Raw genomic sequence first — 16,404 nt, 5'->3', positions numbered from 1 at the left:
GCCACCCGATGCCTGAATACCTTGCGCCCGGAGTCTTCATCGAGGAAGTATCCTACCGCGCCAAGTCCATCGAGGGCGTGAGCACGACGACCACCGGCTTTGTCGGCGCCGCCCGCTACGGTCCACTCGACATCGAGCCTGAGATCATCACCTCGCTCGTCGAGTTCGAGCGTGTCTACGGCGGCCGCCAGAGGATCGCCTTCACCGACGCCGGAACCCCGGTAGACAACTACCTGTGGAACGCGGTGCGCGCTTTCTTCGAGGAAGGCGGCAAGCGCCTCTACGCCGCGCGCGCCTTCGACTTCGGCTTCGCTGCGGACGATACCGACGACCAGCGCACCGCCAAGCGCGCCGCCGCGTTCGCGCGCGTGGTGGACCCCGCCCCGCCCGCCAACGTCGCGATCCAGGCGCGCTTTCCGGGCGTGGCCGGACGGTCGCGGGTGCGGCTGATCTTCGTCGTCTCACAGAACCGGCTGACCGAGGCGGGCGGTGAGGCCGTGCTGCAGGCATCGGCCCACCGCGACGTCGTCTCACTCACCGGCGCGACCGTCGACGGTGCCGACACCGAGGGCCTGTTCGTACTGGTGCGCGACCTCCAGACGGATACCTGGACCTTCGACGACGAGGCCGGCAACACGTTCGAACTCCAGAAGCTGCACGGACAGCCGGACGCCAGGGTCCAGACCGTCACCGCCACAGTCTACGTCGAGCCGCAGTCGGAGGGCCTGCCGTTCTTCGCCGCGGCGGGCCTTGCGCTCGACACCGGGCACCGCACGGCGGGCAAGCCGGACTCGCTGTTCGATTATTTCGCCGAGGTACCGGCCAGCCTGTCCGACGCCCGCTCGATCCCGATCGTGATCCGCGCGCTGACGGTGGCCGAGGCGACCGTCGAGCGCAACAACGCCAATGCCGCGCTCGCCGCCGCAACGACGGCCGCCACCGACGCCGCGCAAGCCGAGACCGACGCGACCACGGCACGCGACGGCGCGGTGGCCGCACAGGCGGCCTTGCCGGGCGGCGCCACCCCGGCGGAGATCGCCGCGGCCCAGCAGGCGGTCGACGACACCCAGCGCGCGCTCGACCTCGCCGCCGCAACCAAGGCCGCCGCCGATACCGCGGCCGCCAATGCGGAGGACGTCAAGGACGCCGCCGACACCGCTTTCGCCGCCGCCAATGTCAACGCGACTCCGAACGGCCTCGCCTTCCTGAACGGCTACGTCACCGGCGCCCCGGCCGCGAACCGCTTCACTCTCGCGGACCTCGCCGAACTGGCCGACCCCAAGGAGGGTGACGTCGCTCTCGACGCCGCGTTCTTCCTTACCGGCGGCACCGACGGGGTGATCCCCGGCCAACTCGCCTACGAGGGCGAGGAGAACCTCGACACCAACGCCAAGTCCGGCCTCAAGGCTTTCGAGGACATCGAAGACATCTCGATCGTCGCCGCGCCGGGATCGAGCTTCGTCGACGCCGAGGCTCAGGGGGTGGCCAACGTGCTGATCGCCCATGCCCAGGCGATGCGCTACCGGATCGCCGTCATCGATTCCATCAAGGGACAGTCGATCGCCCAGACCCGTGCCTACCGCGCGAAGTTCGACAGCTCCTACGCCGCTTTCTACTATCCGTGGGTGCGGATCATCGACCCCCAGACGGGTGTCGAGAACGTCTACCCGCCCTCCGGCTTCGTCGCCGGGATCTACGCCCGCAACGACACCAACCGCGCGGTCTACAAGGCCCCGGCGAACGAGGTGGTCAACCTCGCGCTCGGCTTCGAGAAGTCGATCAACAAGGCGCAGCAGGAAGTGCTGAACCCGGAAGGGATCAATGCCTTCCGCTACTTCGAGGGCCGCGGCATGCGCCTGTGGGGGGCGCGCACGATGAGTTCGGACCCGGAGTGGAAATACGTCAACCTGCGGCGCTACTTCGCCTATCTCGAACGCTCGATCGACAAGGGCACCCAGTGGGCCGTGTTCGAGCCCAACGGCGACCGCCTCTGGGCCAACGTCAAGCGCACCATCGACGATTTCCTGCTGAACGAATGGCAGTCCGGCGCCCTGCTCGGCGACAAGCCGGACCGCGCCTACTTCGTCAAGTGCGACCGCTCGACCATGACCCAGAACGACCTCGATAACGGCCGGCTCGTCTGCCAGGTCGGCGTCGCGGCGCTGCGCCCGGCCGAATTCGTCATCTTCCGCATCGGCCAATGGACGGCCGACCGCAAGGCCTGAGGGGAAGCATCATGGCTGTGAAACGCGACAGACCTTACGTCCAGTTCAACTTCCTGGTCGACCTCGGCGACGGCAACACCGAGGGCCCCGACGCAGGCTTCCAGGAAGTCTCCGGCATCGGGATGGAAGTGACCGTCTCCGAATACCGCACGGGCAACTCGCGCGAGAATTCGGTGATGAAGATGACCGGGCTCAACAAGGCCAGCGACGTGACGATGAAGCGCGGGGTGATCGGCTCGCTCAACCTCTACTCGTGGCTCGACGACATCCGCAACGGCAACCAGAACGCCATGCGCAACGTCACCATCCAGCTCCAGAACGAGGACCACACGGCGGTGGTCTGCACCTGGAAGCTGCTGCGCGCGCGGATCATCAAGAACGTCAACGGGCCGTTCAACGCCAAGGGCACCGACGTGGCGATGGAGGAACTGACCCTCGCCTACGAACGCCTGGAAATGGAGTAGGCGGGTGAAGCCCTTCGGCCGCCTTCCCGGGATCTACGTCGACCGCGTCGATCCCCCCATGCCCGAGGGCTTGCCGCGCATGGACGTGGCGGTGTTCGTGGGCATCGCGGCGAGCGGCCCGTGTCACCGCGCGGTCGCGGTGGAGAGCGTGGCGGCCTATGCGGCGGTGTTCGGCGGGGACGTGCCGATCGCGTTCGACCCGGCGCGCGGCGAGACGATCCGCGCCAATCTCCCCGCCTCGGTGCGTGCGTTCTTCTCGAACGGCGGGCGCCGCTGCTGGGTGATCCGCGTGGCGATGACCGCCGAACATGCCGCTGAATGGGGGAATGACGCAACGGCCGCAGTAGCCCAGCGCACGCGGTTCGCCCTGAACGGCCTGCTCTGCCGCGCACCTACCGGGGAAGGCTCGGACAGCGAGGTTCGGCCTGCGCAGCTCGCTGCCCGCAGCCTTGGTTCGTGGGCGGACGAGGTCACGCTTGCCGCGCGGGTGCGGCGCGAGAGCATTGTCATCGACGCTCCTAAAGCCTGGAAAGCGATGGGGTTTTCGTTCGCCGACCGTAACGGTCTGCTGCCCGGCGACATGCTCGAACTGGCCGCGCGCAATGGGTCTTCGGTGCGCTACGCCAAGATCGTGAAGATCGATGGCGGAATGGCTCACGCCTGCTGGATCGCCGCTTTCGCGCCGGTTTCAGGCGGATCCGAGGAGCATGGCCGGGCGCAGATCGCCGGGGATTCGCGCATCTATGACGCCAAATTCCTGGGCGGCACCAAGACGTACCTTACCGTGACCGAAGCCGCACCTAAGAGCCCCCTGGTCGTCGGTCTCTGGGTCAAGTTCGAGCGGCAGGGCAAGGCGGCCTGGCTCGTCATCGATCGCATCGATCCGCAGGACCGGATGACGGCCATCGGGCGCGCCTGGCGGCAGGTCGCCTCGCACATGCCGGAGGGCGTTTTCGCCGCGCGGCGCTGCACGCTCGAGATCGCCGAGGGCCGGGGCAGCGCCCGCCGCTTCACCGCCGGGCTCGGCCTCGCCCGCGAGCATCGGATGGCGGTCCAGTCGCTGCTCGACGACGACCTGTTCTATGCCCCCGTCGACAACCGCGCTGCCGCCGACCGCCCCCTCTTCGCCGTCACCGCCAGCGAGAGCGCCCGCCTTGCCGCCGCCCTGCCCCGCGCCGAGGCTGCCACGCTGTTCGGCACCGACAAGTTCACGCCGCAGGACCGCGTCGCCCTGCGCACCGGATGGCTGCCACTGGGCCTCGGCGCCGACTTCGCCGAGCCGGCCCGTGCGATCACGGGGGCGGGCCGTCCGCTGGAGCGCGACGGCCTCGCCGTGATCGACCATCGCCTGTTCCTCGACCCACGCCTCTCCGGGCTTACCCTCACCGGCCTCGCCGCCGAGGCCGGTCGGCTGCGCGATCTCGCCGAGGAGCGGCTGCTGGGCCTCCATGCCGCGATCGACATTCCGAGCGACCTCTACTCGCCCGCCAGCCTGATCGCCGTGCCCGACGCCAGCCAGCCCGACTGGGCGATCGACACCGACCGCCACACCCCGCCCACACCCAGGTCGCCCTCGCCCGACCTGCCGCGCTGGACGGGCCACCTCGGCGGCTGTCCGCCGGAACCGGCTTCGAGCCCGCCGACCGGCCCCGACTGGAGCGGCTTCCTCGACGCCGAGACCGAAGTGCTGGCGCCCCCGATCCTGCTCGATCCGCCGACCACCTCGCGCAGCGGCACTTACGCGCTCGAATGGCAGGCCGAACCGGCAGGCACGACCTTCATCCTCGAGGAGGCCGCCCGCTTCGACTTCGCCGATGCCGCCGAAGTCCTGCGCGAAACGGACGTCACCGGGTACGCCGCGATCGGCCGCGGCGAAGGTGCCTATTACTACCGGTTGCGCATCGAGCGCGCCGGCAATTCCAGCGACTACGCCTTGGCCCGCGTCATCGTGCGCACGGCGGGACAGGTCGTCGTCGCCACCGATGCTGCGGCGCTGGGCGAGCGGATGCGGCGCATTCAGGTTCCGCTGCTACGGCTCTGCGCGGCGACGGCGGACTGGTTCGCCCTGCTCTCCCTTCCCCGCGATTTCCGCGCGCGCGAGGCGAGCGACCATGCCCGCACCCTGGCGCAGCTCGCCCCCGGCTATGGCGGCACGCTGCAACTCGGCGCGGAGGAGGAACGGGCGCTGAGCTACGGCGCGCTCTACCACCCCTGGCTCGCCGCACTGCAGGACGGCGAGTTGGGCGCGACCGCCCCGGACGGCGCCATCGCCGGGCTCTACGCGGCTCGCGCCAGCCAGCGCGGCGCCTGGATTGCGCCCGCCAGCGACCTCCTGCGCGACATTCTCGGGCTCGACCCCGCCATGCCCGAGGGTGATCTTGCCGGGCTCGACGCGGCGCAGGTCAACGCGATCCGCCGCCTGCCCCAGGGCTTCACCGTGCTCGACGAGGACACCCTCTGCGGCGATGCCGACTGGCGGCAGGTCCACGTCCGCCGTCTCGTCATGCTGATCCGCCGCGCTGCGCTGCGCCGGGGCATGACTTACGTGTTCGAGCCCAATGGCCCGGTCACTCGCCGCGCGGTGGAGCGCAGCTTCCAGTTCATGCTCGACGAGCTCCAGAGCAAGGGCGCGTTTTCCGCCGACGGCTTCCGCGTGATGCTGCCGCCCGCCGCCAACGACCGCGAGGAGAGCAGCCTCACCGTCGAGATCGCCGTCTCTCCTGCCGCCGCGCTGCGCACGCTGACGCTGCGCCTCACTCAGACGGGCAACCGGCTGACGATCGCGGAGGCGGTGTGATGGCCGACCGCGAGCCCCTCATCTACCCCTACACCGCCTTCAGCTTCTCGGTGGAGATATACCCAGATGGCGACAGCGCGCCGCTGGTCGGCGCCGCCTTCGCCGAGTGCGACGGGCTGGAGATGACCATGGACGTCAAGACCATCCGGCAGGGCGGCGCCAACGACCGCGCCTACCGCGTCGCCGGGCCGGTCAACTACGGCAACGTCACGCTGAAGCGCGGGATGACCAGTTCCTACGACTTGTGGAAGTGGTTCCAGCGCTGCGTCGCCAACCCGGCGCTCCGGGCCGAGGCCGAGATCGTGCTCACCGCCCCCGACGGCGCGCGCGCCGAGCGCGCCCGCTTCCAGTTGCAGCGCTGCATTCCGATCAAGCTCAAGGCCCCGCCGCTCAATGCCAAGGACGGCCAGGTGGCGATCGAGGAATTGCAGATCGCCTACGAGAAGTTCGAACTCGGCCAGATCAGGGAGAGCACGAAATGACCGCGCCCGCGCTCGTCAAGGCCCGCCTGATCGAGATGAAGGAGGACCTCAAGACCGAACTGCCCGTGAGCCAGGGCGGCAAGGCCATCGACGTCCAGTTCAACCCGGATTCGATGAAGGTCAGCTTCGCCAACCAGCTGGTGCAGCCCTCGGGCGGGGACCAGTCGGCCGGGAACGGGGGCATGCAGTTCGTCGGTGCGGGCACCACCAAGCTGGCGCTGACACTGTGGTTCGACGTCACCCAGCCGAGCAAGACCCCGGTCGACGACGTGCGCCGCATGACCCGCGACATCATCCACTTCATCACGCCCAGGGACGGCAAGAAGGACCCGAAGAAGAAGGTCCCTCCCGCCGCGCGCTTCGTGTGGGGCAGCTTCGTGTTCGACGGCATGGTGGAATCGCTGGAGGAATCGCTCGAATTCTTCTCGCCCGAGGGCAAGCCGCTGCGCGCCAGCGTGGCGATCTCGATGACCCAGCAGAAGATCCTCGTCTCGAAGTTCGAAGGCGCGGGCGATGCGCCGAAGCGGCCCGGGCAGCGGCCGATGACTCCCGCCAGGCAGGGGGACTCGATCCAGCAACTCGTCGCCGACCAGGGGGCGGGAGCGGCGCCGGCCGGGGCATCCGGCCCCGCTCCGCAAGACGGAGGCTGGCAGTCGGTGGCGGCGGGCAACGGCATCGAGGACCCATTGCGGCTCCAGCCCGGCGCGCTGGTGGACCTCAACCTGCGTGCCGAGGTCGGGGGCGGCTTCGGGGCGGGCGGCGGCGCCGGTTCCGCGCCCGCGGTCGGCGCCAGCCTGCCGGTCGCCACGCTCACCATCCAGCCGTCCCGCGCGCGGCTCGGACTGAACTGAGGGAGAGATCCAGATGCCCGTCGTCATCAACGAGTTCGAGGCCGTCGCCGACACCGCTCCGCCCGTCGCTCCTCCTGCCGAAGGCGGAGCACCCGGCGCCAAGCCGAAGGCCCGCGATCTGCGCCGTCCCATCGCCGTGCTCGCCCGCCGCCGCGCGCGCGTCTGGGCGCACTGAGAACCGCCATGGCAACCGTCCAGAGCCAGCCGATGCAGTCCTCGCGGCCCACGATCGAGATTGACGGCCAGCCCCAGCCGCGCCTCGAGGCGGCGCTGGTGTCCTACGAACTGAGCGATGGCATCGACACCATGGCCCGCGCCGAACTCACCTTCGGCAACTGGGGCGGCGAGGACCAGCCCGGCTTCCAGCACTTCGACCGCCGCGTCATCGAATTCGGCAAGGCGCTGGTCGTCAAGCAGGGCGACGCCAGGCTGTTCGAGGGCCGCATCACCGCGATCGCCGCGGAGTTCCCCGAAGGCGCGCCGCCGCAGATATCCGTGCTCGCCGAGGACCGGCTGCAGGACCTGCGCATGACCCGGCGCACGCGCTGCTTCGCGCAGAACTCGCTGGCCGACGTCGCCCGCGCGGTAGCACGCGACCATGGGCTGACGCCGCAGGTGCAGGTCTCCGCCCCGACAGTGCCGCTGCTCGCCCAGCTCAACCAGAGCGACCTCGCGTTCCTGACCGACATCGCCCGGCGCTACGACGCGGACGTGCGGGTGGAGGGCCAGACGCTGCACGTCGCCGCCGCGCGCGAATTTCCGGCCGCGCGGCTGTCGTGGGCAGGCACCCTGCGCTCGTTCAGCGTGATCGCGGACCTTGCCAACCAGCGCAGCGCCATGGTCGCCTCGGGCTGGGACGTGGGCCGCAAGCAGGGCATCAGCCACCGCGCCGACAAGGGCGCCGCCGCGCAGGAGATCGGGCAGGACGAGGCCGGCGCCGACATCCTCTCGCGCGCGCTCGGCATCCGGATCGAGACGCTGGCCCACGGCGTCCCCGCCAACGAAAGCGAGGCGCGGCAGATTGCCGAGGCCAGTTTCCGCCATATGGCTCGCACGTTCGTCACCGGCGAGGGCGTCTGCGAAACCAGTCCGCTGGTCCGCGCAGGCGCCCGGCTGGACCTTGACGGCCTCGGCCCGCTGTTCGACGGCGCCTACCGCGCGCTCTCGGTCACGCACCTGTTCGACCCCGAGATGGGTGCGCGCAGCGAGTTCCGCTGCAACCGCCCCGGCTTGGGCCGCCCGAGATGACCGGCGGCCTCCCCCACGACGAACGGCTCTACCGCCAGTGGGACGAGCGCGCGCCGCAGGGCCTCGGCGGCCTGTGGTACGGCGTCGCCCCCGCCACCGTCGCCGACAACCAGGACCCCGACGGCCAGGGCCGCGTCAAGGTGCTGCTCCCCTGGACGCCCGACGCCTCGAGCACCCGCTACGAGGCATGGGCGCGGCTGGCGACGCTGTTCGCGGGGCCCTCGTGCGGAAGCTGGTTCGTGCCCCATGTCGGCGACGAGGTGCTGGTCGCCTTCGAGCACGGCGATCCGCGCCGCCCCTATGTGCTCGGGATGTTGTGGAACGGGTCGGACGCACCGCCCGAGGGCATGGACCGTCAGAACACCAACAAGACGCTGAAGTCGCGCAACGGCGTCACCGTCAGGCTGGTCGACAGGCGGGGGCAGGAGGAGTTGCAGCTGGAGACGCCGGGCGGGCAGAAGATCGTCCTCAAGGACGGCCCTGGCTCTATCGAGATCGCGGATTCCAACGGCAACTCGGTGAAGCTGGAGCCCGCGCAGCTCACCGTCACCGCCGCCGCCAAGGTCACGATCAACGCCGCGCAGGTCGAGGTTTCGGCCGGCATGGTGCAGGTCACTGCCGGTATGTCGACGTTCTCGGGTGTGGTGCAGGCCGACACGATCATCACCAACACCATCATCGCGGCGACCTACACGCCCGGCGCGGGGAACATCTGGTGAGCGTTATGAACCACCCGGTCACCTGGGCCTCGCCCAGGCCGATGTGGCGCGGAGCCGCCGTGCCGGGACGCGCGCCCTCGATCCTGCGCTTCGCCAGCGACGACTTCATGCAGCAGCTGCTCGGGCTGCTGGCGACCGATCCGGCGGCGCTCGGCGCCCACGTCGCCCGGCCCGAGACATGGCGGACCCCTGCCAAGGCGCTGGCGACGCCCGACCTCGCCGAGCGCATGCCGCTGCCCGCGCCCGTGCGGCAGGCACGCCTGTCCCGCCTTCTGCGCCGCACCGCCGATCCCGCGCCGATCACGCCCGAGCCGGACAGGCCGCTCAAGCTCTACCAGCCCGCGCACCAGCGTTTCTACCTCGCGACCGCCACACTGGCCTGCGCCATCCCCGGCCTGCCCGACCGCATGCCCGGCGGCGGGCACGAGCGCACCGGCATGGTCCTGCGCCGCCTGCTGCCGCGCACGAAGTCCGCGTCCGGCACACAGGACCTCGCCGAGTTCGCCTACGTCAAGGCGCCGGAGGGTGCGCGCTGGCAACTGGTGGCGGACGGCGCCCCGGACGTTCTCGCGCCGGGCGAGGACCTGCAACCGGTGTTCCCGCTCCTCCACCGCGACGGCGCCCAGGTCCGCCGCCGCATCTGGGGCGGGCTGGTCCCGGTCGGGCGGCGCGAGGAGTACATGGCGGCGGCGATTTCGCGCAAGGTCGTCACTCTCGCCGCCGGACAGGCCGAGGCTCTGCGCCCCTCCTCGCCCGAGCCGCCGCGCGACAGCACCATCGCACGCATGACCGAGTTCAAGATGGACGTCGCCGAGCCGTGGAAGGTGATGATACGCACCGCCCAGAAAGCCGCCGCCGACATCGCCGACGACCCCAACGACGACAACGGGGCCGAGCGCCGCCAATTGCGGGTGCGCAAGCAGAACCTCCAGCTTCAGATGCAGTCGTGGCTGATCCTGCTCGACTTCGCCGATTACCTTGAGCGCAACCTCAAGCCGGTGTGGACCGCGGTGAAGGCCAACGCGCCGACCGGCCTGTCCGGCTACAAGCGCGACCTCTACGACTGGCTCAGGCAGACGCTACCCACCGCACAGACCAACGCGCTGAGAAACGGCCTGCGAGAATTCGGCAGTACCGCCGACGCCCTGTCCTACGAAGCGAGCCTGTTCGGCGCCCTGCGCGCGATCGTCGGCAGCGGCGACCGGACGATGGCAAACAGGCTGGAGGACGCCGAGACGCTCTATCAGGGCGCCCCCGCAGCCAGGGCGCTCTGGCCCGAGTTCCACTGCCTGCTCGCCGGCATCGCCAGCGACGGCAACGGCGGCGCCGTGCTCGCCAACGGACCCTATGCCCTGATCTCGACACTCCCGAGCAAGTCGAGCCCGGCGCTGCCCGACTATCCGGCGCAGGACGATCCCTCCGGGGTGCTCACCGAACTGCCCGAGCCCGCCCCCTCCGGCGCCTTCGACATCAATCTCCTCGACAAGCTCACCGCGCTCGTCGCCCGCGCCCTCGACCGCAGCGACGAGAGCGATGCGCGGCCCCTCCCCTTCGCGCAGACGCTGGCCGCGTCGATGGAGGAGACCGCCGCCGACGCCGGGCTGTTCATCATCCGCTTCGTCCACCTCAACGAGGACTGCGGTCCGCTCCACCCGCCGAGCCTGTCCGAGCCGACCGAGCGCTTCCAGCTCGCCGGCTTCTTCGACCCCGATGCGCCGGTGCGCCCGATCCGCATCACCCTGCCCGCCGACACCAGCCCGGCCGGCCTAAGGAAGCACGCGCGCGGAACCGCCTTCGTCATGTCGAACATGCTGTGCGGGCAGGTCCAGCGCGCCAAGGGGCTGGGCTTCATCGACCTCGTGCTGCAGGTCCTGCCGTGGCCCCTGCACAAGAAGATCGACCTCGGCGACGGCGGCGGTTGCAGGTCCGGCGGGATCGACATCGGCATGATCTGCTCGCTCTCGATCCCGATCATCACGCTGTGCGCGCTGATCCTGCTGATGATCATCGTCGGCCTGCTGGACTTCATCTTCCGCTGGCTGCCGTGGTTCGTGCTGTGCTTCCCGGTGCCGAAGCTGATGGGCAAGAAGAAGCAGGGAGGGGGCACATGACCAGCCCGTTCGGCAAGTCCGTCGCCTTCCCCCCGCGCGTGGGCGCGTCGGGCCGCATGATGTGGTCCGAGGGCGAGGACAACATCCGCGAATCCATCGCGGTGATCCTCAAGACCATGCAGCGCGAGCGCGTCCAGCTGCCGGACTTCGGCGCGAACCTCGGCGCCTACCTGTTCGAGCCCAACGACGCCGGCACCCACGCCCGCATCGCCCGCGACATCGAGATGGCGCTGGCCCGCTGGGAGCCCCGCATCGCGCTGGAGGATGTGATCGTCTCGCCCGACCCTGCCAGCGCCCAGAACGCCCACGCCGCCATCACCTACCGCCTCGTCGCCACCGGCGCGGCCGAGAGCATCGCTCTCGCCGTCCCGCTCGGCGCGCAATAGGGGAGCCTGGACAGATGCCCCTACCCGCCCCGCCGATCGACACGCGCCGCTACCAGGACCTCGTCGACGAACTGGTCCAGCGCATCCCGGTCCACACGCCCGAGTGGACGAACTTCAACCCCTCGGACCCCGGCGTCACGCTGATCCAGCTCTTCGCGCACGTCACCGAGAGCCTGCTCTACCGCGCCAACCAGATCCCCGAGCGCAACCGCGCCAAGTTCCTCTCGCTGCTCGGCGTCCAGCTGAACCCGGCCCGCGAGGCGCGCGGCCTCGTCGCCTTCGCAAACATGCACGGACCGAGCGGCACGACCATCCTGCCGCGCGACACCGAACTGCTCGCCGGGACCCTGCCCTTCCGCACGACGACCAGCCTCGATGCGCTGCCGGTCGAAGCGAAGCTCTACGTCAAGCGTCCGCTCGCGGTGGTCGACCCGGCTACGCGCGAGTATTACGACCTGCTCTACGCCTCGTACAACCGGCCGATGCCGCAGACCCTCTCGCTCTACGAAAGCGTCGAGGCGGGGGACGGCGACACCATCGACCTCGGCGCCAGCGTCGACAGCGCGGTCTGGATCGCGCTGCTGGGCCGCGAGGGTGACCGGCTGGCGGAACCGGCCGCGCGCGGCGATCCGTGGCGCGGCGTGCGGGAGGTGCTGGCGAACCGCGTCCTCTCGCTTGGCATGGTGCCGGAGCAGACCATCGGCGCGCGCACGCTCGGCCCCATCGCGCGGGGCGGGGCGGACAGCAACGTGCTGCGTTATCACCTGCCGAGCGTGGTCGTGCCGATACAGCGTGTGAACGAAGCGCCCGCGCCCGGCTACCGCCAGCTTGCCCCCCGCGCAGACTTCGATCCCGTCACCAGCCCCGGCGTCGTCGAACTGACCCTGCCCGCCGCCTCCGGCATCGGCACTTGGCAGGACCTCGACCCGCTCGAGGCAGGCGTGGGCGACCTGCCCCCGGCGGTGGACGACGCCCGCATCGCCGACCGCATCGTCACCTGGCTGCGCATCAGCGCCAGCAGCGGCAGCGCGCCCCGCTTCCGCTGGATCGGCGTCAACGCGGCGCAGGTGCGGCAGGTGATCCACGTCACCTCCGAACGCCTCGCCGACGGCGACGGCACCCCCGACCAGGTGCGACGGCTGGGCCGCAGCCCCGTGCTGGAGAACTCCGTCTCGGTCCTTGGTTACCTGGGCACCACGCCGAGGGAATGGGCGCGGATCGACGACATCCTCGCCGCCGACCCCGAAGTCCCGGTCTACCCCGCCACCGTCGGCGACGCGCCGCTGACCGATGTGTTCACGCTCGACGCCGAGGCAGGCACGATCACGTTCGGCGACGGACTGACCGGCCGCCGCCCGCGCGCGGGGGAAGTGCTCTACGCCAGCTACGACTACTGCGAGGGCGCCGAGGGCAACGTCGCGGCGGGCTCGATCACCGCCGGGCCGATGGTGCCGAGCGGCATATCCGCGCGCAATCCGGTGCCCACCTGGGGCGGCGCCGACGCCGAAAGCGTGGCGCAGGGCGAGAAGCAGGTCCCCCGCGTCATCCAGCACCGCGAGCGGCTGGTCACGGCGGACGACTTCCGCACGATCGCCTGGCGCACGCCGGGCGTCGCCATCGGCCGGGTCGAGGTGCTGGCCGCCAGCCATCCCGACATCCGCCCCGTCGCGCCCGGCACCGCGCCGGGGGTGGTGACGCTCATGGCGATCCCCCGCAGCGACCCGCTGAACCCGCAGGCGCCGCGCTCCGACGCGCGGTTCATCGACGCCCTCTGTGCCTATCTCGACCCGCGCCGTCTGGTGACGACCGAACTTGTGCTGCGCGGCGCCGACTACGTGGGCATCTGGGTCTCGCTCGGCATCGAGATCGAGGCGAACCACAACGCGGCCGAAGTGATCGCGGCGGTCAAGGCGCGCATCGAGCAATACCTGAGCCCGCTGCCCGCGCCCGGCATCGCGCTGCCCGAACTGCTGGTGCCGCTATACGCCTCGGAAACCGACCCGGCGCTGCGCGGCTGGCCGCTGGGCAAGCCGGTCAACGCCCGCAGCCTGCTGGCCGAGGCCGCGCGCGTGGCAGGCGTCGTCTCGGTGGCCGACGTGCTGCTTGCGGGGGGCGGGGGTCCGGCGGTGGAATCGGTTTCCATCGCCGGGCTCCAGCTACCCGAGATACTGGGCATCTCAGTCGTCGCGGGCGATCCCGTTCCGCTCGACGCGGTGCGCGGCGCGGGCGGCGCGTCAGATGCCGGCCAGGGCCCGCCGCGCCTGCCGGTGCCGGTCGTGGCGGAGACCTGCTGATGAACGTCAACGGCTCCCGCTACCACCTGCTCCACGGCAAGGACGACTGGGGCGCCTGCACGGTCATGACCGCGGGCAAGCGCCGCAAGCTCTCCGCGCAATGGAAGCTGCCCCTGCCCCCAGCCGAAGTGCCCGGCTGGAACGAGGAGCGCGGCCACCTCTCGCTGGCGCAGCTGGACGCCGACATTCCCGCCACGCAGGGCGAGCGCACGTACCTCGCCACCGATCGGCGCGGTGCTGCGGCCGATGCCAACGGCAACCTCTACGTCGTGAACGACGCGCGCGGCGGCATAGACGTGATCTCACGCGGGAGCGGACGGACGAGCGCGTTCTGGCCCGCCAAAGCGCCGCGCAGCCGCATCCTTCCGGGAGACTTCGGCAATGCCGAGCCCGAAGCCGCTTTCGACGGCGCGATCGTGGGCCTTGCCGTCACCTCCGAGAACTACCTCGTCGCCGCCTTCGCCGAGGGCCTGCTGCGGTTCGACCTCGTGGGAGGCGGCGCGCCTGAGCGCTTTGCCTTCGCGCCTTCACTCGGCACGATCATGCCGACCGATCTCGCGCCCGCGTCCTGCGGCGGACTGTGGCTGCTCGATGGCGGCGCGAGACGGCTCTACCTGCTCGACCGCAACCTCGGTTTCGTCATGGTGCCAGGCAGCGAGCGGGTGCCTTCCGCTTTCCAGCCCATCGACCGTCCCGGCAGCCGGAGCGACAGCGCCGCCGAAGTCGCCGCGATCGTCCTGCCCGCCGGGATCGATCCGATCGCGCTGGCTTCGACCGATCGCTTCGAGGCGATCGTGCTGTGCGAAAACGGAACCTCGACCCGCCTCCTGATCGCCGCGCCCGAAGCGACCTCGGCCGCCATCCTGATCGACATCCCGCATGCCACCTTCTGCATCGAGGTCTCACCCTCCATCGACGGCGAACAGGTCCTGCTCGCCGACGTCGACGGCAACCAGGCGCACCGCGTGCTCCTCACCCGGACCGACGCGGGGCCGACCGCCAGGCTCGATCCCGTCACGATCCCGATGCGGCGCTTCGGCGGGCGGGCCCTGCTCGCCCAAGGGACCTACGTCGTCTACGACAGCGGCGTGACCGACCCGCTCTGGGTGCCGCTCCTCGCGCAGAAGCGGCAGTCCTTCGCGGGCACAAATACGTTCCTCACCCCGCGTTTCGACAGCCATGCACCGCAGTGCGTGTGGGACCGCATCCGCCTCGACGGCTGCATCCCGCCCGGAACATCGGTGACGATCGAGGCGCGCGCGTCCGACGACCTCGCGCTGATGGGCAGCGCGGCGGAAATCGGCTGGACCCGCCAGCCGCGTCCCTACCTCAACCGCGATGGCGGCGAACTGCCCGGCAAGCGCGCCATCGCCCGGCCGCGCACCGATGCCGCGGCAGGGATCGGCTGCTGGGACCTGCTGCTTCAGGACGTCGTCGGCCGCCACATCGAACTGCGCATCACGCTGGCGGGCGACGGCCGGTTCACTCCGCACCTGCGCGCAATGCGGGTCTGGTATCCGCGTTTCTCGTACCCTGAGAAGTTCCTCCCCGCCGTCTACCGCGAGGAACCCGGCCCGGCCTCGTTCATCGAGCGCTTCCTGGCGAACATGGAGGGGATCAACACCGTCGTCGAAGGCCGCATCGCCGCCGCGCAGGTGCTGTTCGACACGCGCACCGCCCCCACCGAGGCGCTCGACTGGCTCGCCGGCTGGTATGACATGGCGCTCGATCCGCGCTGGGACGAGCGCCGCAAGCGCCTGTTCGTCCGCAACGCCGCGCGCTTCTTCGGCTGGCGCGGCACCGTGCGCGGGATCAAGGCGGCGCTGCGCCTCGCCTTCGACGCAGCGCCCGACGACAGCCTCTTCGCGCTCGAACAACCGCAGTGCGAGCCCGCGCGCGGCATCCGCGTGGTGGAGGCTTTCTCGACCCGCCCCGCGCTTGCTGCCATTCCCGACACTGCGGCCGAAGCCGGCCTGCCGGTGCAGGACCAGGCGAGCGCCAAATGGTCCGCCGCCGAAGGCGCAGCCGGTCTCGCGCGCCGCTGGGCAATGGCGACCGGCGGCGCCGCGCCTTCGGCATTGCCCGATAGCTTCGAACTCGACGCCGCCGCGCATCCCGAAAGTGATTTCGCCGCCTTCGCGCTGGCGCAGCTTGGCTTCGTCCCCTCGGTCGGAGCGAGCGAACGGGCGCAGTGGACCGCCTTCCAGCGTGCATCGGGCATCGCCGCTCCGGTGCAGGAATTGCCCCGAGGCTCGGTGCCCGCTGACCTCGCCGACCTCTGGAACGCCTTCTGCGCGCAGCCCTCCCGCGAGCGCACGCTCTGGCAGCGCTACCTCGCCGAGCGGCACCGGCAGGTCGAGAAGCTCAACCGCGCCTGGAACACCGACTGGGCGAGCTTCGCGCAAGTCCCTCTCCCCGATCATGTGCCGGACGCTGCCACCGCGATCCGCGACTGGCTGGTGTTCGAAGGGCAGATCCTCCCCGTCGATCGCGCCGCTCACCGTTTCTCGGTGCTGCTCCCGCGTCGCTCGGTGGACCAGGGGTTCGAGGCCGAGCAGGACATGCTGGCCGTCGCGCGGCGCCTCGTCGCCATCGAGAAGCCTGCGCATACCGAGTTCGACGTGCGGTTCTACTGGGCGATGAACCGCGTAGGTGAGGCGCGCACCGGGCTGGACACCCAGCTCGGCCAGGGCAGCCGCGCGCCCGAACTCGTGCCGCCAGCCGTCATCGGCCGCGCGTGGCTCGGCGCGAGTTTCGTCGGCGGCCAGAACGCCGCGAACGGCAGGAGCATCCTCGCATGCTGACGACCTCACACACGCGACCAGGG

12 protein-coding genes are annotated in these 16,404 nt (G+C 70.6%); all 12 read left to right on the top strand.

Annotated elements, in window-relative coordinates; genetic code table 11:
* The first annotated feature begins 8 nt into the window (after window positions 1-8).
* From PMI02_RS28035 to PMI02_RS20085, 12 genes are read left to right on the top strand one after another with little or no spacing between them, the layout of a single operon-like run.
* Window positions 9-2,225, top strand: a complete 2,217-nt coding sequence (locus PMI02_RS28035; RefSeq protein WP_007686337.1) for a phage tail sheath subtilisin-like domain-containing protein — start codon at window positions 9-11, stop codon at window positions 2,223-2,225.
* An 11-nt stretch (window positions 2,226-2,236) separates the two neighbouring features.
* Window positions 2,237-2,689, top strand: coding sequence for a phage tail protein (locus PMI02_RS20130; RefSeq protein ID WP_007686335.1), 453 nt, complete (start codon window positions 2,237-2,239; stop codon window positions 2,687-2,689).
* A 4-nt stretch (window positions 2,690-2,693) separates the two neighbouring features.
* Complete coding sequence (locus PMI02_RS20125) at window positions 2,694-5,486, top strand: phage tail sheath family protein (protein WP_007686333.1); 2,793 nt, start codon at window positions 2,694-2,696, stop codon at window positions 5,484-5,486.
* Window positions 5,486-5,968: a phage tail protein gene (locus PMI02_RS20120; RefSeq protein ID WP_007686331.1), complete on the top strand. Its 483-nt coding sequence runs from the start codon at window positions 5,486-5,488 to the stop codon at window positions 5,966-5,968. The genes PMI02_RS20125 and PMI02_RS20120 overlap by 1 nt, the downstream gene beginning before the upstream one ends.
* Window positions 5,965-6,819, top strand: coding sequence for a hypothetical protein (locus tag PMI02_RS20115; RefSeq protein ID WP_007686329.1), 855 nt, complete (start codon window positions 5,965-5,967; stop codon window positions 6,817-6,819). The genes PMI02_RS20120 and PMI02_RS20115 overlap by 4 nt, the downstream gene beginning before the upstream one ends.
* 13 nt (window positions 6,820-6,832) lie before the next feature.
* Window positions 6,833-6,994 carry a hypothetical protein gene (locus PMI02_RS27335; RefSeq protein ID WP_007686327.1) on the top strand — a complete coding sequence of 54 codons (162 nt, stop codon included), beginning with the start codon at window positions 6,833-6,835 and terminating at the stop codon, window positions 6,992-6,994.
* Window positions 6,995-7,002: 8 nt separating this feature from the next.
* The gene (locus PMI02_RS20110) at window positions 7,003-8,067 is read left to right on the top strand and encodes a phage late control D family protein (protein WP_007686325.1); all 1,065 of its coding nucleotides are present in this window, start codon (window positions 7,003-7,005) and stop codon (window positions 8,065-8,067) included.
* The gene (locus tag PMI02_RS20105) at window positions 8,064-8,786 is read left to right on the top strand and encodes a phage baseplate assembly protein V (protein ID WP_007686322.1); all 723 of its coding nucleotides are present in this window, start codon (window positions 8,064-8,066) and stop codon (window positions 8,784-8,786) included. Before PMI02_RS20110 ends, PMI02_RS20105 begins: the two co-directional genes overlap by 4 nt.
* Window positions 8,787-8,791: 5 nt before the next feature.
* Window positions 8,792-10,897 (top strand): hypothetical protein, encoded by a 2,106-nt coding sequence (locus tag PMI02_RS20100; protein ID WP_007686320.1) that lies wholly within the window; start codon window positions 8,792-8,794, stop codon window positions 10,895-10,897.
* Window positions 10,894-11,283: a GPW/gp25 family protein gene (locus PMI02_RS20095; RefSeq protein WP_007686317.1), complete on the top strand. Its 390-nt coding sequence runs from the start codon at window positions 10,894-10,896 to the stop codon at window positions 11,281-11,283. Before PMI02_RS20100 ends, PMI02_RS20095 begins: the two co-directional genes overlap by 4 nt.
* A 14-nt stretch (window positions 11,284-11,297) precedes the next feature.
* Window positions 11,298-13,577, top strand: a complete 2,280-nt coding sequence (locus PMI02_RS20090; RefSeq protein ID WP_007686315.1) for a baseplate J/gp47 family protein — start codon at window positions 11,298-11,300, stop codon at window positions 13,575-13,577.
* The gene (locus PMI02_RS20085; protein WP_007686314.1) at window positions 13,577-16,381 is read left to right on the top strand and encodes a phage tail protein; all 2,805 of its coding nucleotides are present in this window, start codon (window positions 13,577-13,579) and stop codon (window positions 16,379-16,381) included. Before PMI02_RS20090 ends, PMI02_RS20085 begins: the two co-directional genes overlap by 1 nt.
* Window positions 16,382-16,404: the final 23 nt, after the last annotated feature.

This window comes from Novosphingobium sp. AP12 (genome assembly GCF_000281975.1).
GTDB lineage: Bacteria > Pseudomonadota > Alphaproteobacteria > Sphingomonadales > Sphingomonadaceae > Novosphingobium.
Note: the sequence above shows the minus strand (reverse complement) of the source record. Positions and strands in the feature narration are given on the sequence as shown.

Coding starts and splice junctions, on each gene's coding strand:
- PMI02_RS27335 (WP_007686327.1), top strand. CDS start 6,833: ATGCCCGTCGTCATCAACGAGTTCGAGGCCGTCGCCGACACCGCTCCG.
- PMI02_RS20130 (WP_007686335.1), top strand. CDS start 2,237: ATGGCTGTGAAACGCGACAGACCTTACGTCCAGTTCAACTTCCTGGTC.
- PMI02_RS20095 (WP_007686317.1), top strand. CDS start 10,894: ATGACCAGCCCGTTCGGCAAGTCCGTCGCCTTCCCCCCGCGCGTGGGC.
- PMI02_RS20110 (WP_007686325.1), top strand. CDS start 7,003: ATGGCAACCGTCCAGAGCCAGCCGATGCAGTCCTCGCGGCCCACGATC.
- PMI02_RS20105 (WP_007686322.1), top strand. CDS start 8,064: ATGACCGGCGGCCTCCCCCACGACGAACGGCTCTACCGCCAGTGGGAC.
- PMI02_RS20085 (WP_007686314.1), top strand. CDS start 13,577: ATGAACGTCAACGGCTCCCGCTACCACCTGCTCCACGGCAAGGACGAC.
- PMI02_RS20120 (WP_007686331.1), top strand. CDS start 5,486: ATGGCCGACCGCGAGCCCCTCATCTACCCCTACACCGCCTTCAGCTTC.
- PMI02_RS28035 (WP_007686337.1), top strand. CDS start 9: ATGCCTGAATACCTTGCGCCCGGAGTCTTCATCGAGGAAGTATCCTAC.
- PMI02_RS20100 (WP_007686320.1), top strand. CDS start 8,792: ATGAACCACCCGGTCACCTGGGCCTCGCCCAGGCCGATGTGGCGCGGA.
- PMI02_RS20115 (WP_007686329.1), top strand. CDS start 5,965: ATGACCGCGCCCGCGCTCGTCAAGGCCCGCCTGATCGAGATGAAGGAG.
- PMI02_RS20090 (WP_007686315.1), top strand. CDS start 11,298: ATGCCCCTACCCGCCCCGCCGATCGACACGCGCCGCTACCAGGACCTC.